Raw genomic sequence first — 19,597 nt, forward strand, 5'->3', positions numbered from 1 at the left:
CATAAAGAGTTAATTTTTACGTCCAACTCTTTTTAATTTAGCAAACGTTTCCATTTTTTTGTAGATTTAAAATGAAATAGCAACTCTTATCCTATAAAATTAAATACAATTAACTTTTGATTTTTTTTTTAAAATGAAAAAAATAATGTTATCATTAATAATTATTGCTTATATTTCTAATAGTTATAGTCAAACGTATAAAGTATCAAAAAAAATAAATGTTTCAGGTGATGAAGGCTGGGATTATCTAGCCGTTGATGAAGTGAATCAGCATTTATTTGTTTCTCACGGAAGCGTTGTCAACGTTGTCGATTTAAAATCCAATAAAACAATAACAACAATTCCCGATACCAAAGGAGTTCACGGCATTGCGATTGCCGACGATTTAAACAAAGCATTCATTACAAACGGAAAAGACAATTCGGTTACAGTAGTCAATTTGAATACGTTTGAATTAATTGATAAAGTTTCTATTAAAGGTCAAAAACCGGATGCAGTTTTGTATGATAAATTTTCTAAAAAAGTGTTTGCCTACAATGCCAAAAGTAATGATGCAACAGTTATCGATGCTATCACAAATAAAGTGATAAAAACTATTCCACTTGGCGGAAAACCAGAATTTTCGGTAACCAATACCAAAGGTTTGATTTATGTAAATATTGAAGATAAAAATGAAATTAAAACCATAAATGCTTCAACATTAGAAGTTATAAATACATGGAGTATTGCGCCTGGAGATGAACCTTCGGGATTGGCAATAGATTTAGAAACTAACAGATTGTTTTCGGTTTGTAGCAATAATTTGATGATTGTTGTTGATGCTTCAAATGGGAAAATTATAAAAACTTCACCTATTGGCGAAGGTTGTGACGGTGTAGCATTTGATGCCAAAAAGAAACTTATTTTTAGTTCGAATGGTGAAGGAACAATTACGGTTGTAAAAGAAGAAAATGCCAATACCTTTTCAGTTCTTGAAACTGTAAAAACGCAAAAAGGGGCCAGAACAATTGCATTGAACAAAACTACGCATCAATTGTATTTGCCTACTGCTGATTTTGGTATAAAACCCGACCCAACAAAAGATAACCCAAAACCTCGCGCAAGTCTTATACCCAACTCCTTTGTGGTTTTGGTTGTTGAAAATAATGCCAAATAGTTAAAATTCTTTTTATGCAAACTTATTCAAAGAGATTAAAGATTTGCCTCATTTTTGTTTTGTTAAGTGTTAAGTCCTTTTCGCAAGAAAAGGATTTACACTATTTTATTGAAAAGGCACAAACCAATTCGCCTTTAATTATCGATTTTAACAACCAAATAAAATCAGCCACTCTTGATAGTTTATTAAATAAATCAACCTATAAACCTCAAATTACCGGAAACCTAAATGCAAATTATGCTCCAGTCATAAACGGATTTGGTTATGATACAGCATTGAGTAATGGTCAATCGGTTTCGGGTTTGATTAGTATTAACCAGAAAATAATTGGTAGAAACCAAATTAATTCACAATCGGAAACTTTCAAATTACTAAAAGATGGTTTGGTTTTGAATAAAAAAATGGCGCAGAAAGATTTGAACAAGCTAATTGTTTCTCAATATATAACTGCTTCCGAAAGTTCGGAACAAATAGTTTACAACCAAAAAATGGCTGTGCTTTTAAAAAATGAGGTTACAATACTAAAAAAATTGACCCAAAATTCAATTTACAAACAAACCGATTATTTAATTTTTAATGCAACGGTAAAACAGCAGGAATTAGTCCTTTTACAATTAAAACAGCAATACCAAAATGATTTGGCTTTACTTAATTATTTGACTGGGGAAACGGATACAACTTTCGTCCATTTGAAGAAGCCTGATATTGCATTGAAGAATATTAAAAATGAAGATAAAATTATATTTATAAAACAATTTGAAGTTGATAGTTTGAAACTTCAAAATCAAAATAAATTAATTGATAATATGTATAAACCTTCATTAGCATTGCTTGGTGATGCAGGATACAATTCGAGTTTTACTTATCAAGCTTACAAAAACTTTGGCTTTAGTGTTGGTTTAGGATTATCAATTCCAATTTATGACGGAAACCAAAAAACGTTACAACATCAGAAAAATGATATTGCTATTGCAACAAATTTGGCTTACAAAAACAATTTTAAAAAGCGATACAATCAACAAATTTTAATGTTAAATCAGAAATTGAAACAAGTTGATGATATTGAAGAACAATTACAATCGCAACTCATTATTTCCGAAGCATTAATAGAAGCCAATAAAAAATTATTACTTACTGGAGACGCACAAATCACTGATTATGTTATTGCAATTGGCAATTTGATAACCATTAAAAATAATATCTCACAAAACAACAGCAACAAACTTCAAATCATTAATGAAATAAATTATTGGAGTTTTAATGAATAATTCAATGACGAAACCAATTCTATTTTTTACCGTAATCTTGCTTCTTTTTATTTCCTGTAAAGAAAAAAATGAGGAGGAAAAAGAAATTGATGCCAGCGTTCCTGTAACCTTAACTTCAATTGACACTTCTGCAATTCAAAGTTTTATAGATTTGAATGCAACAGCAACGTATTTGGTTAAAAATGTTATAAAAGCAAATGCAACCGGTTACTTGAATTCGGTAAATGTTGCCGTGAACGATTATGTTTCTAACGGTAAAGTATTATTTTCAATAAAAACCAGAGAAGCAAAAGTTTTAGGAAATACCATAAATAAAATTGATCCAAGTTTAAATTTTGGAAATGCAATTCAAGTAAGATCAAATACAAATGGCTACATCACTTCTGTCAATGTGCAACAAGGAGATTATGTTCAAGATGGTGACCAGCTCGTTACAATTAACGATGCCAACAGCTTTGCCATCATTTTAAGTCTGCCTTATGAGTTGAAAAAACAAGTTCCAATTGGCAAAATATTTTCGGTGTTTATGCCTGACGGAACATCTGTAAAAGCAAAAGTTCAAAAGTTTATGCCAACTGTTGATGCAACTTCGCAAACACAAAGCGTCATTTTAAAGATCATGGGCAAACAAGATATTCCGGAGAATTTAATTGTAAAAGTCCGAATAGAAAAAGCCTCAAGTTCAAAAACCATTTCATTGCCAAAAGCAGCAGTTTTGAGTGATGAAACAGAAACTAATTTCTGGATAATGAAAATGATTAACAACAATACGGCTATAAAAATCCCTATAAAAAAAGGAATTGAAACCGAAAACAAAGTAGAAATTCTTTCGCCAAATTTAACTCGTAAAGATAAAATAGTACTTACCGGAAATTACGGGGTTGCAGATACGATAAAAGTCAAAATAGTTAAAAACTAATCCAGATGAATACCTTTTTTGTTAAACATAAAAACGGCTTAAGTACTGTTATTTTCCTAATCATTTTGGGTGGTTTTTTTGCATATTCTAAAATGCAAACCAGCTTATTTCCAGAGATTACTTTTCCAAAAATAAAAATCATTGCCGATGCGGGCCAACAGCCTATCGATAAAATGATGATTACCGTTACAAAGCCACTTGAAAATGCCATTAAAAAAGTTCAGGATTTAAAAACCATTAGAAGTACGACCAGTAGGGGAAGTTGTGAGATTTCGGCTTTTATGGATTGGAAATCGGATATAGATTTAAGTAAAACAAGAATTGAGGCACAAATCAATCAGATCAAAAATAATCTTCCGCCAGATACGCAAATTACGGTCGAGAAAATGAACCCTTCAATTCTGTCTGTTATTGGTTATGCCATTGAAGGAAAAGGCAAATCTGCGATTGAACTCAAAAAAATTGCCAACTTAACAATTAAACCTTTTTTATCCCAAATAGAAGGTGTTTCTGAAATTAGAATTATTGGTGGCAAAGAAAAAGAATATTGGTTAACGTTAGACTTTGATAAAATGACAACGCTTGGCATTACGCCGAATGCGGTTACACAGGTAATGAATGAAACCAATTTTATAAAATCTAATGGATATTTGTCTGATTATCGCTATTTGTATCTCACGATTACTGATGCACAAGTCAATAAAAAAGACGAATTAGAAAACTTGGTCATTCGCAACAACGGAAAAGGAATTGTCACTCTAAGAGACATTGCATCGGTAGAAATTCGCGAAGCTAAAGAATATATAAAAGTAAATGCCAACGGTAAAGAAAGTATTCTTGTGGCAGTTATAAAACAACCCAGTACTAATTTAATTTCACTTTCGAGTGCGATGAATGAAAAGTTGCAAGCATTAAAAAAAATCCTTCCAAAAGGTATTGGTATAAAACCGTTTTATGAACAAGCTAATTTTGTAAATGATGCAGTAAAAAGTGTTACAGATAGTTTGCTCATCGGATTATTATTAGCCATAATTGTTGCCGTTTTGTTTTTGAAATCAGTGAAAGCCAGTGCCACAATTCTGATAATTATTCCGGTTACTTTGGGACTCACCTTGATTATTCTGTATCTCACGGGACAAACATTCAACATTATGACACTTGGTGCGATAGCTGCGGCATTGGGTTTAATTATTGATGATGCGATTGTGGTTGTTGAACAAATTCATAGAACACACGAAGAACATCCTGATGAACCCACAGTTTCGCTTTTGCAAAAAGCAATTCATTATTTGTTTCCGGCAATGGTGGGTTCATCCCTAAGTACCATCGTAATTTTTATTCCATTTGTTTTGATGAGTGGTGTGGCGGGTTCTTATTTTAAAGTGTTAACCGACACAATGATTATTACATTGGTTTGTTCCTTTTTTGTAACATGGTTGTTACTGCCTGTTGTTTATTTATTGCTTTCCAAAAAAGAAAAAATAGATGCAGTGATCGAGAAACAAAACGAAATCTACGAAGTAAAAACTCAAAATTGGGTGGCTTATTTTATTGAAAGACCAATTATAAGTACTGCTTTTTGTATTGTTTTACTACTTTCAATTATACTAATAGTACCTAATTTAGAAACTGGTTTTTTACCGGAAATGGATGAAGGCAGTATTGTTCTTGATTATGAAAGTCCTCCGGGTACATCATTGGAAGAAACTGATAGAATGCTCAACGAAGTAGAGAAAATTATAATTCAAATTCCCGAGGTAGAAGCCTATAGTAGAAGAACGGGTACGCAAATGGGATTTTTTATTACCGAACCCAATTTTGGTGATTATTTAATTCAATTAAAAAAAGACAGGAACAAAACTAGTAATGATGTTATTGATGAAATTAGAGCAAAAGTAGAAGCTACACAACCTGCTTTACGCATTGATTTTGGTCAGGTGATTGGTGATATGTTGGGTGATTTGATGAGTTCGGTAAAGCCGATAGAAGTTAAAATTTATGGAAACAACCAAGCCGAATTACACAAAATTGCAAAGCAAGTTAATGCTATTGTCGAGAAAGTAAAAGGAACAGCTGATGTTTTTGACGGAATTATTTTGGCTGGACCATCCATAAATATTCAGCCTAACTATTCCCGATTGGCACAATTTGGAATAACGCCAACCGATTTGCAATTTCAAATGCAAACGGCGCTCGAAGGAAATGTAATTGGACATTTATTGGAAAGCGAGCAAACAATTCCCATACGATTGATTTATCCTTACTCTGAAAAAAGGAGTTTAGAAGATATTAAGAAACTGCAACTGTTTTTACCTAGTGGACAATCGATACCAATTACAAGTCTTGTAAGCATAAATGTGCAAAAAGGGATTGCAGTGATAGAACGAGAGAATCTTCAAACGATGAGTGTGGTAACAGGAAGATTAGATAATCGAGACTTGGGGAGTGTGATGCGGGAAATAAAAACTAAAGTAACAAATAGTATTCATCTTCCTAGTGGTTATTATATTGAATATGCTGGAGCCTACAAAGAACAACAACAATCTTTCAAAGAATTATTAATGATTTTAATAGCTTCATCATTATTGGTTTTTGGTGTTATTTTATTTTTATTCAGGGATTTTAGAGTAGCAATAATTATACTTTTAATTTCTGTTTTAGGAATTTCAGGAAGTTATATTTTGCTTTTCATTACAAAAACACCTTTAAATGTTGGAAGCTACACTGGAATTATTATGATTGTTGGGATCATTAGTGAGAATGCCATTTTTACTTTTCTACAATTCCGAGAAACTTTCAAGATTACCGGAAACGCAAATCAATCTTTAATTTATTCTATTTCAACCAGATTACGACCAAAATTAATGACCGCTTTCGGTGCTATTATCGCTTTATTACCCTTGGCTATAGGAATTGGCACAGGCTCAGAATTACATCAACCACTTGCTATTGCTGTAATTGGCGGTTTTATAATCGCTATGCCTTTGCTGTTAGTGGTATTACCGAGTTTATTGTGTTTTGTTTTTAAAAATGAAAAGCACTTGTAATGTTTGACATAGTTTAGTGCCCAAAAAATAAAAGAATTCAGAATTAGTCCATAATTATAAAAAAAATCTAATGTTAAAAATCATTCTATTTTCATTGTTTAGTATCGTAACTATAAATGCGCAAGAAGTAAAAACAGATACTATTTCGAAGGGGGATACTCAGGGAAATATGAAATACAATTACAAACAGCTTATTATTCCAGCTGTATTAATAGGATATGGTTTCATAGGTCTTGAAAGCGATCAGATAAAAAATTTTAATTCTGAAATTAAAGAAGAAGTAAATGAGCATATTGATGAGAAAATTACTATTGATGATTTCTCACAATATGCACCTGCGGTTGCGGTTTATGCGCTGAATGCCGCAGGAATAAAAGGGAAAAATAATCTGAAGGATCGCTCAATAATATTGGTTACTTCCTATATCATAATGTCAACTGCTGTTTTAAGTCTTAAATCAATTACGAAAGTTCCAAGACCTGACGGAAGTTCCAATAATTCTTTTCCATCAGGACATACTGCAACAGCTTTTGCCGGAGCTGAATTTTTATGGCAAGAATACAAAGACAAATCAATTTGGTACGGGATTTCAGGTTATGTTGTTGCCACAGGAACGGGGCTTTTCAGAATATACAACGACAGACATTGGTTAACAGATGTTGCTGCGGGTGCCGGTATAGGTATTTTAAGCACGAAAGTCGCTTATTGGATTAATCCTTATATCAAGAAAAAATTATTTAACACTAAAGAGAAAAACACCACAACATTACTAACGCCTTTTTATAATGGGAAGCAGTTAGGTTGTGGTCTGGTGATAAATTTTTAAGTATTTTTCTGACACCTTTTGATGGTTCGAACATTACACCCAGAATTGCTTCTGAAATTGTCTTTTTTGTAAAAAAGATGGTTTTACTCGCTTTACACAGATAAAAAGAGTTTGTTTTATTTTATAACAGACTGATAATTATTGCTTTAAAATGTGGTTCGAACCCCATTTACTATCATGCTGGGACATGTCGAACCAAATATGAAAAATAACACATTTAAAACATGTAAATATCTGATTATCATGTGTTTGTAGTGTGGTCATGTGAACTTTATTATTTTTATTCTTAAATGAAATAAAATTCTTTTTAAATTCAACTGCGAAACACCATAAAATTAAAAGACTGACAATCAGTTAGTTTTAATTAAAAACAGGCCAAATGTATGAAAAATCCATCTGACCTGTTTGGTGACCACGGTGGGATTCGAACCATAAATGAATCTACTTTAAATTATCAAAAAATGTTAAAACTGTTATCAAGTGTTCGATAGTGAACCCTGATATTTCATATTTCTTAGCCAACGTCTCAAGAGTCTCTGTCTCTTTTAAGGCTTCTAAAACTACTTTGGATTTAAAATCCTTACTAAACACTCTTCTTGTTCTTGACATAATTCTGCTAATTTAAGGTTTTTATTCTACCTTAATTCAAGCTCCTTTTCTGTATCAATTTTGGGGAGCAGCATATTATACTATAAATATAAGAAAAGAAAAATAAAAAAAAACGAAAAATAAAACTACTGCTGACTGTCCTAGATTCAAAATCGCAACTACCATTATGATGACGACTGCACTTGCCTTGTTGTTGTTTTCAAATCAATTTTTTGGGCAAAAAAAGAGCATCAAGGATTGTTTAATCTCTTATCTCGACTCAACATCTGGGAAAGTATTAATGGGTTATAAATCTTTGAAAGGAGAGATTATTATTAAGGCAAAATACCTGAATGGTTCTGGTCCTTTATGTGAAATGGCATTTGTAATAAATTCTGAATATGAGTTAGTGGGAATCGACAGAAATGACAGCATATTATTGAAACCTTATATTTATGACAACGGCCCAGATTATGAACAGGAAGGCTTATTTAAAAATAAAAAAATGAAACGAAAAATCACATACGGACTATTGACAATTTTACTGCTCGGAGGTCTTTGCTTTGGGCTGAATTCTGTTTTCGGGCTATTTACAGATTTCAATTCTTGGACAGCAGGACAAGACATTGAAAACGGTAAAATACAAATTGTTGAAATTGGAGAAATGCCCTTGAACTTTGAGGAAAAACAAAAGCTGGCCAGTTCCTACGGTTTTAACTTTTATTTATTTGGTTGTAATGTATCTACAGCAACATTGAATGGCACAGAATATTACAACAAAAAAATGATTCACCATTTGGAAATCAAGTATGGTTTGGCTTGGTGGACAAAATTTCAATCTCAACTTGACAGTATTGACAATTCAGACAAAGTTCCGACCCAAAAACCGTTAGAGGATTTTTTTTTAAAAAAAATATAAGAATTCAATAAGAGCCTGTTTAAATTTCTTAGAAAGAAATATTGTCTAAATAAAGAATATCTGATCTTAGTTTTGGAGCAATTGATTTGTAAGTGTTTTTTTGAAACGTAGATAAATAAATGTAGATTAGCTTAATATTTGAGGAGCAAAATTTCCTTTATATTATTTCAAATGAAATGGATTACTAGAGAAAGACCTAAAATTGATAGAATAGCCTGTCCTTGGCTGATAAAAACTTTCGTAGACAAAGACGCTGAATTTATTTATGTCCCATTCAGCGAAGTTTTGGATAAAGCAAAAGAATTGCATGCTATTCCGTTTGATATTCTCAATGTAGAGTTTACGCACTACAAAGAGCAAAGTACCTTTGATTACCTTGTTAAAAAATATAAAATTGAAGATTCTGCTATTTTAATCATGGCAGATATTGTACGTGGTGCTGACACGGACAGACATGATATAGCAAAAGAATCAGCGGGACTTTTTGCAATTTCTACTGGACTTTCGTATAATATTACCGATGACTATAAATTGTTAGAAACTGGAATGGTTATTTATGATGCGCTATACAGTTGGGCAACGCATTTATACAAACAAAGTCATTTGCAGAATAGTCCTTTTGAAAAGTTGTTACATGAAGTGTATCATAACTTTCTGAAAGAGAAAAAAACAACTAATAAAAAAACGCCTTCTTGGGTCAAAGAGCTAAAGGCAATTATTCAGGATCAAATAGATGCCCAATTTACTTTCGATCTAAAGAAAATTTCTAATGACTTAGAATTGAACCCTTCCTATTTGTCAAGGGAGTTTTCTAAGTATTTTGAAGACCTCAATTTTGGAGATTACGTTAGAAAGTTACGAATAGAAAAAGCAATTGCACTTATTCAAAATTCAACCTATACCCTTACCGAAATAGCCTATATGACTGGCTTTTCAGATCAAAGTCATTTCACAAGAATATTCAAACTGAGCACTGGGAAAAATCCTTCTTCTTACATGAGAAATTCAATAAAAAGTAATCCAGATACAAAAGGTAAGTAGCATTCTATTTATATCTTTTTAAGATCAATAGTTTTGCTTTTTATTAATACAAAATGATGTCACTCTATTTGAATATCTAAATATGAAAGAAAATCCAAAATATACTTTAAAAGAATTAGCATTTTATTTCCTGAAATCAGGAACCATTGGTTTTGGTGGTCCAGTAGCATTGGTTGGTTATATGCACAGAGATTTAGTAGAAGAGCGAAAATGGATTTCAGAAGAAGAATACAAGGAAGGTCTCGCTTTAGCACAATTAGCACCGGGTCCATTAGCAGCACAATTAGGGATTTATCTTGGATTTGTACATTACAGTTTTCTAGGAGCAACGTTGATAGGATTGGCTTTTGTTTTGCCTTCTTTTTTAATGGTAGTACTTTTAGGAATCGTTTATAAATTATACGGAGGATTGTCTTGGATACAAGCTGTTTTCTATGGGGTAGGAGCAGCAGTTATCGGTATTATCGTAATGAGTTCCTATAAACTAACGCTGAAATCTATTGGTAAATTTAATTTAACCTCTTTTAAAACCAATTGGTTATTGTGGCTGTTTTTTGTAGTTGCCATAGTTGTAACCTTGGTTACACAGCAGGAACAAGTTTTGTTATTTGTATTTGCTGGACTTTTGTATATGTTTGTCAAAGCACCTCCAAAATGGTTAAATGCTAAAACTGCCAATTCTATTGCCTTATTGCAAATTGGTTTTTGGAATTATGACAATTCTACTCTTGTGGAAATTGCCATCTTTTTTGCAAAAGCTGGAGCCTTTGTATTTGGTAGCGGATTGGCGATAGTGCCCTTTTTGCACGCAGGAGTTGTAATAGAAAATCATTGGCTAACGGAGCAACAATTTGTAGATGCAGTAGCAGTTGCGATGATTACTCCTGGTCCAGTTGTTATTACCGTTGGTTTTATAGGCTATTTAGTTGCTGGTTTTCCTGGAGCATTGATTGCAGCTTTAGCGACTTTTTTGCCGTGTTATTTGTTTACAATTAGTTTAGCTCCATCGTTTAAAAAAATCGCACAAAATAAATCAATCAAAGCTTTTGTAGATGGTATTACCGCAGCCGTTGTGGGCGCGTTGGTAGGTGCAGTTGGTGTAATTGCATCCAAAAGTATTCTGGATATTCCAACAATACTTATTGCTATTGCGGCAATTTTTTCTTTAATTTATATCAAAAAAATTCAAGAACCTTATATTATTGCTGTTGCAGCAGTTGTTGGGATTATTATAAAATTAATGCTATGAACAGAAAAGATTTTTTAAAATCGAGTACTTTATTTGGTGCGGCAGCATTGGTGCTACCTACGACTAATGCGTTTGCTGAAAATTTAGCCGACAATTCTATTGATAAATTGGTTGATGCCAATGGAAATTATATTCAGCAAACCTTGCCATATAGCGAAAGTTTTTTAGAACCCTACATGGATGCTGAAACTTTGCATCTCCATTATACTTTTCATCATGGCGGAGCGGTAAAAAGCGCAAACAAAGATTTGCAAATGATAAAAAAAGCATTGGACGAAAACAATTTGGAAACTATTGATTTTTGGACAAAAAAATTATCCTATCATTTTTCATCACACATTCTCCATTCTATATTTTGGACAAATCTTACTAATAAAAGCACCTTGCCAAAAGGCAATTTATTAAAACGAATTGAAAAAAGTTTCGGAAGCTACGACAGGTTGAAGGTTTTAATTGCGGCTACTTCCAAAAATGTAGATGGTAATGGTTGGGGAATTCTAGCGTATCAACCTTACAGCGATAATTTAGTAATCTTGCAATGCGAAAACCACGAAAAACTAACACAATGGGGAGCAATTCCGTTATTAGTTATAGATGTTTGGGAACACGCCTATTATTTGAAATATAAAAACAAACGAACCGATTTTGTAGATGCTTTGTTTAATATTATTAATTGGGATAATGTTGCGTTGCGATTAAATGATGCTGAAAATTTGATGAAATAAAAAGTCAAGAGACATTATTGAGAAAATTATAATGTAAGATTTTTAAATTCAATTGTATTTTTTGTTATCAAATTTACATAGTAATGCGAATCAAGGGTTAAAATATTAAGTTTATAAAGGCAGCTGCTATCTTACCAAATAGATGCACTAATAATCCTTTTGTGGATCTAACTTTGCAAGCTCTTTGAATATTTGTTTTTTCAATCAACCAATTAAAAAAGGATTCAATAGGCTGTCTAACTCTTGATACTGCTGTTGAATACAAGTCATTTGAAGCTTTATCTCTATTTCTAATTTCTTGACATTCTCCTTTAACAGCCTTAACGGGTGTCATCATTATTGAGTTGTTTTCTTTTTCAAGGTCAGAAAAAAAGTCTTGATGATGATAGATTTTATCCCCAAAAAAGCATCTATTTTCTTTGTTTGTCCAAGCTTCTTTAAAAACGGTCAAATCATTTACAGAAGCTGGGGTAATTAATACTTCCTCAGGAAAAGGGATTGTCTTTTCTCTTCTAAAAGCTAATGCATGAAGTTTAACTCCATAGTAATACATGCTTTTTGTAGAACAATATCCTTTATCTGTAATGTCTTTGGCAACTTTTCCAGAACGCTTTCCGGAACAAGTAATAATCGGCATCGAGTCCAACAAGCTTTGATCTAAAAAACAATCGTCAGGGCAATACTCAGTAATCAAGCTAGTTACCAATTTCCTGAAAGTTTCTGACAAGCGGTTCAAGCGATTAGAAAACGCAACATAAGAGCCGAGTTTTGGAAACCACGAATGCAAATATTCGCTAGCGAATCGGTGGATTTGCTTTACGGTAATTCGCTGTTCCTCTTCTAATGCAAATAAGTAAATTGTCATAATTTCTTGATCTGTTAAATCTTGCTTGTCATTATTGCTGAATCGCTGACATGTATATTTTAAATCTTTTTCAAATTGTTCACAAATTGTTGAATAAATTTGTACTAATTTTACGGCTTTAGTCTGGATAATCATATGTTTAAAAGTGCTTCGAATACACCTTAAATGTACTGATTTCCAGACTTTAAAACAAATTATTTGAAAGATATTTCTTTCTATTTATCATGTTAACAACTGCTTTTTCAACTCTTGATTCGCATTAGTAATCTAAAAGTAATGTTCCAGACGATTCCAGTTCTTCTCTTGGAGGTATTTGAAACTCATTCAGATGAAAAGCCGTATTGAGAATTGGGTCTATCGCTGCGAAACCAGCAACCTCTAAGCCCCATTTAGCTTTACCAGCAACCCCTGACCAATAATAACCAACCCTATGTGTTTTCTTTCCAGACTTGGAGAGATAGGACGGGTCAAAACCAATAATTATGTTGCTCAAAGTCTGAACAGCTAAACTTTTGTTTAACTCAAAAAAATCAAATTTTTATTCAAATTGATTTCGATAGGTGCTTTCTGAATATTCACCGAACCTTTCCAGTTGAAGAAAATTAATTCTACCTTTTATGCTCAAAAAGGAAATCAAGATATTTTCAATGAATTTTTTCCTTGATTTATTTAGAGATTTAAAATACTCCTTCTCTAATGTATTGACAATGATAAGCTTAATAATACATCTTGCCTGTGGATTCAAAATTATATAATAATCTTATAATTCACAATAATTCACGGGTTTAGCCTATTTTTTTTTGGCGTTTATTTTACTGATTTTTAACTGCTTAAATCATTTTCTGCGGAAGTATTGTATGCAACACACTAAAATTTTAATATATTTGCATAGAGTTTTTAAGAAACTTCCTCAGAGTTACCCTATTGGTTACCCTGTTCTTAAATATAATGCAAGAAGCCCCGTATTTACTGGGATTATTATAAAGGCATCGGAGCCTCTTTCTCCGCCAGTAGAAAAACAAATGAATACAAACCCCACTAAATTCAACGATTTAGCGGGGTTTTTTCGTTTTAGGATAATCAAATTATTCATTAAATCTCAAAACTTTGGTGTCTTCCGAGGTGTCTCTAAATTATTGAAATTTTAGTGACACCTCTCAAAGAAAACCACCAGTACAGCAAGGTGTTCAACAACATATTCAAAAATTGTACATCTTGTTTGTAATTATTAGAAAGTTTAAATTTAATAATAACTAAAAGGTTACTACTTATGAACACTACTATATCAGTTCTCTTTTACATCAAGAGATCAAAAACCAACAATGAGGACGTCTGTCCAATTTACGTAAGAGTAACAGTCCAAGCGAAACGATTTGAATTTAGCAGCAACAAATTCATTAATCCAGAGAAATGGTCTGTAGAAGGTTCTAAAGTCAAGGGAACAAATGAGGAAGCTAGAACAATAAATAGTCACCTTGATTATTAAAAAAATCAAATTTTGAAATCGGAGAAAAGATTATTCAAAAAACTTAGATTCAATTAATAAATGCAATATTTGGAAGTTTCAGTGTGGTTAAATTTTTTCAGAAAAGAGAAAAGAAAATTAATTCTTTTCCCCTTTTGCTGAATGGTAAATTTAGTCTTACTTGCTCCTCGACCAAAAATTGCAAAGCATGAGCCAAATTACACAAGAGCAAAGATACATAATAGAAACATTGTTGAATGAAAATTATTCAAAACCCGAAAACCAATCTGTGGAGCATTTATTGGGCAGAAAGTAATGCAGTTTCTTTTGCCTCACCTATGGTTGGTTCGTTTGACGGGAATATTGGGAAATTTTATTGTAAAGACAAATTCAACGAAAAAGATATTATTGTTTTATTTCATTGGGACAAATCCGATTTGGATAATCCGATTTGGAGTCAAGCATTTTCGGTTGATAACGGAAAAACTTGTGAATGGAATTGGTATATGTATACAAGTAGAATAAATTAGAAAATGATTACAGAAATAAGAATTTATAAACTCAAAGAAAATACAGCAGAAATGTTCCATAAAGTTTTTACTGAACAATCTTTGCCAATGTTAAATCGGTGGGGAGTAAATGTTGTAGATTATGGTTTTTCATTGATTGATGATGCAAGTTTTCACCTCATCAGGACTTATGATAATGTGGTACAGAGACAACAAAGTCAAGATGATTTTTATGGTAGTGATGAATAGATAAATGGTCCCAACGACATCTTGATGAACTGCATTGAAACATATAATACAACAATAATTGAGGAGAAGAACTTTTAAAAAATGGAGAGAACTAAAACTTTATTTATTTTATAGCACAAAAGTAATTGTCTCATTTTAAAATTTCATTGACTAAAGTTAAGAAGTGAAAATACCAAAATGGCGTGTAATGGTTAATGGAACTTTTGTACTAAATTAGCGCTCTGAATCGTACAAAGCCATAATTTTTTGGCAAATCAAATGATGACGCAACAATGGATAACAAACTCTTAAAATATTTTTCAGGAATTATGCCTCTGTCAGAGGAAGAATCGGCTGCGATTGCTGAAACTATGTGCATTCAAAAGTACAAAAAAGGGAGTATTTTACTAAAGGAAGGTCAAATTTCGACTGAGGCCTATTTTGTTTTAGAGGGATGTGTTAGGCAGTATTTTTTAGTTGATGGAGAAGAAAAAACCACTAATTTTTTCACCGAAGAACAATGGGTGATTTCTATAAATAGTTTTAGCCAAAATAGTCCTTCAACCCATTTTATGGTATGTTGCACAGACACTGTTTTGGTCGTTGGTAATAGAGAAAAAGAAGAAGATTTGTACAAGAGATTTCCAAAATTAGAAACCGTTTCGAGAAAAGTAATGGAAAAAGTATTTGCTGAACAGCAGGAACTAATGTCATCTTATACCACTGACACTCCCGAACAACGATACGTGAGGCTCTTAAATTCAAGACCTGAATTGTTTCAAACAATCCCACAGTATCAAATAGCAAGTTACATAGGCGTTAAACCAGAATCATTGAGCCGAATTAGGAAAAGAATTGCTCAAAATGAACAGAATAAAAATTATTAAGATTTAGATCATATCCGATTTTAAAAGGGAGTATAAATTCAAGTCAATAAATTTATCATACAGTTGTTCGCCTTGTCTAATAATTCCTTCTTTTGTGAAGTTTAGTTTTTCTGGAATTGTTTTGCTTTTAACGTTTTCAATTCCGCACTTTATTTCAATTCTGTTTAACCCTAAATCAGAAAAACAAAAGTCAATCATTGCTTTACAAGATTTTGTAACGATCCCTTTTCCTTGTGAACCTTCAATAATCCAATACCCAATTTCTCCAATTTTATTTTGATTGTCAATTTTATAAACTCCTATTCTCCCAATCACTTTTTCATTTTCAATAATAACAAATGCAAATTCATTTCCATCCTTATTCCTTTGCATGGTGCCTTGTACGAAGTTTTCAGCAAATTCAACTGTTTGCATCCTGTCAACAAATGGTAACCACGGTCTTAAATGTGTTCTGTTTTTGTCAACCATTTCAAAAATTGATTGTGAATGATTTTCATTAATTAATTCTATTCTAATGGTATTGTCAATCTTTATTGTCATTTTTGTTTGTTTTAATAGTTTACGCGTGTTTTTTTATCGTATTTATCCTATTTATTTTTTCGTCATTTACTTCAAAAATAACTACTTGCTCGATTTTTTCAATACTCCCATTACGTCCATGAATATATTCCTGAACAATAACTTTATTATCAAAAGTAATAGTCTTTACTATTTCAGCTCGAAGATTCGGTGAATTCAAGAAAAGTTCAACATACATTTTTCGACAATCGTTTATGCCTTCAATAATTATTTTGTTGTTTGAAAAGTCAACTACTTTAATTTCTTCACTAAAAACAGACATCATACTATCAATATCTCTCTCGTCATAAGCACGCATCTGTTTCTCTACAGTTTGTTCTATTGTCATTTTATAATTTTTTTAATTTATGAATTTAATATTTACTTAAATTATTATCACTCAGAACAAGCTGAGATGTTTTCGATAAAAATTTTGGTATTGCATTTTGTAAGATTAAGAAAGACTAAATTTTCGGTTAATGACTAAATTCACAAGTATTAAATCAACTTTAAATTAAGCCTAAACCCGCCCTATTTCCAAACAGCGCTTAGCGGTTGGCTTTTATCTCGATTTGGGTTTTAATACTTTGTTTTACATCTTCCCATTCACTATCCAAAATACTATAAAAAGCGGTATTTCTCGCTATTCCATTTGGTTCGATTTTATCTTTTCTTAAAATCCCTTCAAAAATCCCACCAATTTTTTGAATTGCTTTTCTTGAACGTACATTGTTATCTTTTGCTCTAAATTGAACTCTATTAGTATTTAAATTTTCGAAACAATAACTGAGCAATAATAATTTACATTCTAGGTTTACAGTGGTCCCCCAATATTCTTTCATAATCCAAGTAACACCTATTTCTATTTTTTTGTCATTAGGATATATTTCAAGAAATCTAGTAGTTCCAATAATTTTGTTTGAATCTTTGTGAACAATAATGAAGGGATACGCTGTTCCTTTTTCTCTATCATGTATTGCATTGTTGAAATTTGGATAAAATATTTCTTCAACTGAGTAGTCTACAGATGTTAGTTCCCATATTTTTTTATTGGATGCAGCACGAAATAAATCTTCTAAATGTTCTTTTTCTAAAGGCAGTAGCTCTATTTCATCTCCTTTTAATACTATAGGGTGATTAATCCAATTGTTCTTCATACGGCTTTATCATTTATTTGATTAATAATTTTTTGTTTTGCTGATTCCCATTCGCTGTCAAGAATGCTGTAATACACTGCATTTCTTGCTGTACCGTCACTCTGAACTCGGTCCTTACGTAAGACACCTTCAAATACTCCACCAATTTTTTCAATTGCCTTTCTAGACCGAAAATTATTGTCCTTAGTCTTGATTTGCACTCTATTTGTTTTTAAAATTTCAAAACAAAAGCTCAATAACAATAATTTGCATTCAAGATTTATTTCTGTTCCCCAATATTTTGTAATTATCCAAGTCCAACCAATTTCTAATTTTTTATCAAGCGGATAAATTTCAAAAAATCTGGTTGAACCAATAACTTCCTTTGTCTGTTTGTGAAAAATCACAAAAGGATATTGATTTCCTTTTTCTCTTTCGGCCAATGAAAAATTATAGGCAGTTTCAAAAGTTTCTCGGTTTGAACAGTCTGTGGGTATAAGTTCCCATAGCTTTTTATCTGCTGCTGCTTTATATAATTTTTCAAAATGTTCTTTTTCTAATGGTACTAATTCAACAGATTTACCTCTTAAAATTACTGGGTGATTTATCCAATGTACTCTCATAGTTATGATGTTGGTTTAAGTTTACCGCTAACTAATTGTTTTAAATGATGTTCTAAATGAACTACATAATCAATAAAAAGAAATTCAAGTCGTTTTATTGATTCCTTCATCCTATCAATTTATATTCGTTGTTATTTGACGTCCTAAATACGATGGGTGCCAAATGTAAAGCAAAACAGTAATCAAAATAACAAAACACAAACCCAGAGCACTCGCTTCTATCCCAAAATCGCCTCCGCTAAGCCAAACTGGTGCATGATCAAATACCGGTTTAAATAAACTAGGCTCTTTGCTACCACTAACGCCAAAGCCAAGAACTGTCCCTTGCATGTAATTTGCCATAAAATGAAGCCCCAAAGGCATTGCTAAACTTTTTGTTTTTATATAGGCAAGACCAAACATAATGGAAGCTATAAAAATATTGATGGAGGCAAGGATTTTTACTGTTCCGGTCATACCAGGATTATTGATATGGGTTAATAAAAAAAGTGCGGCTATAATAATTTGAGCTGGCCATTTTCCAAAAGCTTGAATTAGCCGCTGAAACATAAAGCCTCTGAACAACAATTCTTCGGCAATGGCTGCTGACAGAAATATCGCAAATCCAGAAAGAATAGTTGAAAAAGAAAAAATATTTAGCTGCCAATCAATAAAACCAAAAATTGTCAAAACAGAAACAGGCAAAATCATCAGTAGAGCACCAATCAGTAGTCCAATACAAAGTTCTTTAAACCACGTTGAATTAAATTTACCAACCAAGTCACTTACTGATTTACGCCTTAACATTTGACAAATTATAGAAACAACTGAAATTAAAATGACTTGATGAGTCATTGTTATCTCAAATGAAAAGCGGTCGGCCAAAATAATCAGCGGAAACAGGAATGAAGAAAGGATCAAAAAAAACAGAACTACCCACCAGATGTTTTTAATTTTCCCTTCTGAATTTAAAAATAGTGTCATTTCAAATGTATTTTGTCTTATTAATTTTCTACTTCTCTTGCAATGTTATCTTTCTTATATTTTTTCTCAGCATAAGAATGTGTCTCTGCCAGACCGAAATCACCTGCTTTGCTTATATTTGCTTTCATTGTCGTTAATTTTGGTTTGTTCTCTTACTTGCCCAGTCATTATAAGTCATTTCAAACTTAATTTCACCTTTTCCGTGTGTCCCAATCTCAGTCCAACCAGATTTCCTGTAAAACTTTTCTGCTCTTGTATTAGGAGTAGTTCCTAACCAAACACGATTCGTTGTCTGCTTAAAATACCAGTCAAGCATAATGGCGTGGAGTTGTTTACCGATTCCTTGCTTTTCAAATTCAGGTTTTAAAAACAAAGCCCAAATATTATTGTCCTTAAGGTCAACAATTGAAAATCCAACAATTTCATTATCTATTTCACAAACCCAACCTTTTCCTCTTACGCATATATAATCTATACAGTCTTGGTCAGTCACCAAATTAGGGTCAGACAAAATGTTTTCTGTTACTGAATTTCTAACAATTTGAATTTGTTTTATGTCGTCAATATTTGCTTCTCTTATAATCATATTTTATCAGATCTATTTTAGTTGTTTGAGTTGGTTAAA

Annotated in this window: 22 protein-coding genes; 13 read left to right on the forward strand and 9 right to left on the reverse strand. The window is 32.1% G+C overall.

Annotation, left to right across the window (positions count from 1 at the left end):
• Positions 1–145 precede the first annotated feature (145 nt).
• The 5 genes from DB891_RS04705 (at position 146) to DB891_RS04725 (ending at position 7,216) form a co-directional block, all read left to right on the forward strand.
• Positions 146–1,156 carry a YncE family protein gene (locus tag DB891_RS04705; RefSeq protein WP_189337096.1) on the forward strand — a complete coding sequence of 337 codons (1,011 nt, stop codon included), beginning with the start codon at positions 146–148 and terminating at the stop codon, positions 1,154–1,156.
• Between the two features lie 14 nt (positions 1,157–1,170).
• Complete coding sequence (locus DB891_RS04710; protein ID WP_116761094.1) at positions 1,171–2,424, forward strand: TolC family protein; 1,254 nt, start codon at positions 1,171–1,173, stop codon at positions 2,422–2,424.
• Between the two features lie 4 nt (positions 2,425–2,428).
• Positions 2,429–3,343 carry an efflux RND transporter periplasmic adaptor subunit gene (locus tag DB891_RS04715; protein WP_185966039.1) on the forward strand — a complete coding sequence of 305 codons (915 nt, stop codon included), beginning with the start codon at positions 2,429–2,431 and terminating at the stop codon, positions 3,341–3,343.
• Between the two features lie 5 nt (positions 3,344–3,348).
• The gene (locus tag DB891_RS04720; protein WP_116761098.1) at positions 3,349–6,390 is read left to right on the forward strand and encodes an efflux RND transporter permease subunit; all 3,042 of its coding nucleotides are present in this window, start codon (positions 3,349–3,351) and stop codon (positions 6,388–6,390) included.
• Positions 6,391–6,460: 70 nt separating this feature from the next.
• Positions 6,461–7,216 (forward strand): phosphatase PAP2 family protein, encoded by a 756-nt coding sequence (locus tag DB891_RS04725; RefSeq protein ID WP_116761100.1) that lies wholly within the window; start codon positions 6,461–6,463, stop codon positions 7,214–7,216.
• A gap of 441 nt (positions 7,217–7,657) precedes the next feature.
• Here DB891_RS04725 and DB891_RS17575 read toward each other — a convergent pair whose 3' ends face one another.
• Positions 7,658–7,825, reverse strand: a complete 168-nt coding sequence (locus tag DB891_RS17575; RefSeq protein WP_116761101.1) for a transposase — start codon at positions 7,823–7,825, stop codon at positions 7,658–7,660.
• Between the two features lie 166 nt (positions 7,826–7,991).
• Here DB891_RS17575 and DB891_RS04735 point away from each other — a divergent pair, with 166 nt between their 5' ends.
• From DB891_RS04735 to DB891_RS04750, 4 genes are all read left to right on the forward strand, one after another.
• Positions 7,992–8,723: an FEKKY domain-containing protein gene (locus tag DB891_RS04735; protein WP_116761103.1), complete on the forward strand. Its 732-nt coding sequence runs from the start codon at positions 7,992–7,994 to the stop codon at positions 8,721–8,723.
• 171 nt (positions 8,724–8,894) lie between these two features.
• On the forward strand, positions 8,895–9,764 hold the full coding sequence (locus tag DB891_RS04740) for a chromate resistance protein ChrB domain-containing protein (protein WP_116761105.1): 870 nt from the start codon (positions 8,895–8,897) through the stop codon (positions 9,762–9,764).
• A gap of 82 nt (positions 9,765–9,846) precedes the next feature.
• Positions 9,847–11,013: a chromate transporter gene (locus DB891_RS04745; protein WP_116761107.1), complete on the forward strand. Its 1,167-nt coding sequence runs from the start codon at positions 9,847–9,849 to the stop codon at positions 11,011–11,013.
• Positions 11,010–11,738, forward strand: coding sequence for a superoxide dismutase (locus DB891_RS04750; RefSeq protein ID WP_116761109.1), 729 nt, complete (start codon positions 11,010–11,012; stop codon positions 11,736–11,738). Before DB891_RS04745 ends, DB891_RS04750 begins: the two co-directional genes overlap by 4 nt.
• A 97-nt stretch (positions 11,739–11,835) precedes the next feature.
• Here the strand turns inward: DB891_RS04750 and DB891_RS04755 are convergent, their stop codons facing one another.
• Both DB891_RS04755 and DB891_RS04760 read right to left on the reverse strand, forming a co-directional pair.
• Complete coding sequence (locus DB891_RS04755) at positions 11,836–12,738, reverse strand: transposase (RefSeq protein WP_116761111.1); 903 nt, start codon at positions 12,736–12,738, stop codon at positions 11,836–11,838.
• A 124-nt stretch (positions 12,739–12,862) separates the two neighbouring features.
• On the reverse strand, positions 12,863–13,096 hold the full coding sequence (locus DB891_RS04760) for a hypothetical protein (protein ID WP_116761113.1): 234 nt from the start codon (positions 13,094–13,096) through the stop codon (positions 12,863–12,865).
• Between the two features lie 777 nt (positions 13,097–13,873).
• Here DB891_RS04760 and DB891_RS04770 point away from each other — a divergent pair.
• From DB891_RS04770 to DB891_RS04785, 4 genes are all read left to right on the forward strand, one after another.
• Entirely contained in the window at positions 13,874–14,089 is a 216-nt protein-coding gene (locus DB891_RS04770) for an Arm DNA-binding domain-containing protein (RefSeq protein ID WP_116761117.1), read from the forward strand.
• Between the two features lie 236 nt (positions 14,090–14,325).
• Positions 14,326–14,598, forward strand: a complete 273-nt coding sequence (locus DB891_RS04775; protein WP_116761119.1) for a hypothetical protein — start codon at positions 14,326–14,328, stop codon at positions 14,596–14,598.
• A 51-nt stretch (positions 14,599–14,649) separates the two neighbouring features.
• Complete coding sequence (locus DB891_RS04780; RefSeq protein WP_189337097.1) at positions 14,650–14,826, forward strand: hypothetical protein; 177 nt, start codon at positions 14,650–14,652, stop codon at positions 14,824–14,826.
• Positions 14,827–15,098: 272 nt separating this feature from the next.
• On the forward strand, positions 15,099–15,692 hold the full coding sequence (locus tag DB891_RS04785) for a Crp/Fnr family transcriptional regulator (protein ID WP_116761123.1): 594 nt from the start codon (positions 15,099–15,101) through the stop codon (positions 15,690–15,692).
• Between the two features lie 3 nt (positions 15,693–15,695).
• Here DB891_RS04785 and DB891_RS04790 read toward each other — a convergent pair whose 3' ends face one another.
• The 6 genes from DB891_RS04790 to DB891_RS04815 all read right to left on the reverse strand — a co-directional run bounded on the left by DB891_RS04790 (position 15,696) and on the right by DB891_RS04815 (position 19,558).
• Complete coding sequence (locus DB891_RS04790; RefSeq protein ID WP_116761125.1) at positions 15,696–16,232, reverse strand: GNAT family N-acetyltransferase; 537 nt, start codon at positions 16,230–16,232, stop codon at positions 15,696–15,698.
• Positions 16,233–16,251: 19 nt separating this feature from the next.
• On the reverse strand, positions 16,252–16,599 hold the full coding sequence (locus tag DB891_RS04795; RefSeq protein WP_116761127.1) for a nuclear transport factor 2 family protein: 348 nt from the start codon (positions 16,597–16,599) through the stop codon (positions 16,252–16,254).
• Between the two features lie 199 nt (positions 16,600–16,798).
• Entirely contained in the window at positions 16,799–17,407 is a 609-nt protein-coding gene (locus DB891_RS04800; protein ID WP_116761129.1) for a GNAT family N-acetyltransferase, read from the reverse strand.
• Entirely contained in the window at positions 17,404–18,009 is a 606-nt protein-coding gene (locus DB891_RS04805; protein WP_116761131.1) for a GNAT family N-acetyltransferase, read from the reverse strand. Before DB891_RS04805 ends, DB891_RS04800 begins: the two co-directional genes overlap by 4 nt.
• Positions 18,010–18,123: 114 nt before the next feature.
• On the reverse strand, positions 18,124–18,972 hold the full coding sequence (locus DB891_RS04810) for a CPBP family intramembrane glutamic endopeptidase (protein WP_116761133.1): 849 nt from the start codon (positions 18,970–18,972) through the stop codon (positions 18,124–18,126).
• A 133-nt stretch (positions 18,973–19,105) separates the two neighbouring features.
• Positions 19,106–19,558, reverse strand: coding sequence for a GNAT family N-acetyltransferase (locus tag DB891_RS04815; RefSeq protein ID WP_116761135.1), 453 nt, complete (start codon positions 19,556–19,558; stop codon positions 19,106–19,108).
• Positions 19,559–19,597 lie beyond the last annotated feature (39 nt).

It is taken from the genome of Flavobacterium laiguense (assembly GCF_003097655.1).
Taxonomy (GTDB): domain Bacteria; phylum Bacteroidota; class Bacteroidia; order Flavobacteriales; family Flavobacteriaceae; genus Flavobacterium; species Flavobacterium laiguense.

Excerpts from the sequence above, each read along its gene's own strand:
- DB891_RS04705 (WP_189337096.1), top strand. The coding sequence starts at position 146 with ATGTTATCATTAATAATTATTGCTTATATTTCTAATAGTTATAGTCAA.
- DB891_RS04710 (WP_116761094.1), top strand. The coding sequence starts at position 1,171 with ATGCAAACTTATTCAAAGAGATTAAAGATTTGCCTCATTTTTGTTTTG.
- DB891_RS04715 (WP_185966039.1), top strand. The coding sequence starts at position 2,429 with ATGACGAAACCAATTCTATTTTTTACCGTAATCTTGCTTCTTTTTATT.
- DB891_RS04720 (WP_116761098.1), top strand. The coding sequence starts at position 3,349 with ATGAATACCTTTTTTGTTAAACATAAAAACGGCTTAAGTACTGTTATT.
- DB891_RS04725 (WP_116761100.1), top strand. The coding sequence starts at position 6,461 with ATGTTAAAAATCATTCTATTTTCATTGTTTAGTATCGTAACTATAAAT.
- DB891_RS17575 (WP_116761101.1), bottom strand. The coding sequence starts at position 7,825 with ATGTCAAGAACAAGAAGAGTGTTTAGTAAGGATTTTAAATCCAAAGTA.
- DB891_RS04735 (WP_116761103.1), top strand. The coding sequence starts at position 7,992 with ATGATGACGACTGCACTTGCCTTGTTGTTGTTTTCAAATCAATTTTTT.
- DB891_RS04740 (WP_116761105.1), top strand. The coding sequence starts at position 8,895 with ATGAAATGGATTACTAGAGAAAGACCTAAAATTGATAGAATAGCCTGT.
- DB891_RS04745 (WP_116761107.1), top strand. The coding sequence starts at position 9,847 with ATGAAAGAAAATCCAAAATATACTTTAAAAGAATTAGCATTTTATTTC.
- DB891_RS04750 (WP_116761109.1), top strand. The coding sequence starts at position 11,010 with ATGAACAGAAAAGATTTTTTAAAATCGAGTACTTTATTTGGTGCGGCA.
- DB891_RS04755 (WP_116761111.1), bottom strand. The coding sequence starts at position 12,738 with ATGATTATCCAGACTAAAGCCGTAAAATTAGTACAAATTTATTCAACA.
- DB891_RS04770 (WP_116761117.1), top strand. The coding sequence starts at position 13,874 with ATGAACACTACTATATCAGTTCTCTTTTACATCAAGAGATCAAAAACC.
- DB891_RS04775 (WP_116761119.1), top strand. The coding sequence starts at position 14,326 with ATGAAAATTATTCAAAACCCGAAAACCAATCTGTGGAGCATTTATTGG.
- DB891_RS04780 (WP_189337097.1), top strand. The coding sequence starts at position 14,650 with ATGTTCCATAAAGTTTTTACTGAACAATCTTTGCCAATGTTAAATCGG.
- DB891_RS04785 (WP_116761123.1), top strand. The coding sequence starts at position 15,099 with ATGGATAACAAACTCTTAAAATATTTTTCAGGAATTATGCCTCTGTCA.
- DB891_RS04790 (WP_116761125.1), bottom strand. The coding sequence starts at position 16,232 with ATGACAATAAAGATTGACAATACCATTAGAATAGAATTAATTAATGAA.
- DB891_RS04795 (WP_116761127.1), bottom strand. The coding sequence starts at position 16,599 with ATGACAATAGAACAAACTGTAGAGAAACAGATGCGTGCTTATGACGAG.
- DB891_RS04800 (WP_116761129.1), bottom strand. The coding sequence starts at position 17,407 with ATGAAGAACAATTGGATTAATCACCCTATAGTATTAAAAGGAGATGAA.
- DB891_RS04805 (WP_116761131.1), bottom strand. The coding sequence starts at position 18,009 with ATGAGAGTACATTGGATAAATCACCCAGTAATTTTAAGAGGTAAATCT.
- DB891_RS04810 (WP_116761133.1), bottom strand. The coding sequence starts at position 18,972 with ATGACACTATTTTTAAATTCAGAAGGGAAAATTAAAAACATCTGGTGG.
- DB891_RS04815 (WP_116761135.1), bottom strand. The coding sequence starts at position 19,558 with ATGATTATAAGAGAAGCAAATATTGACGACATAAAACAAATTCAAATT.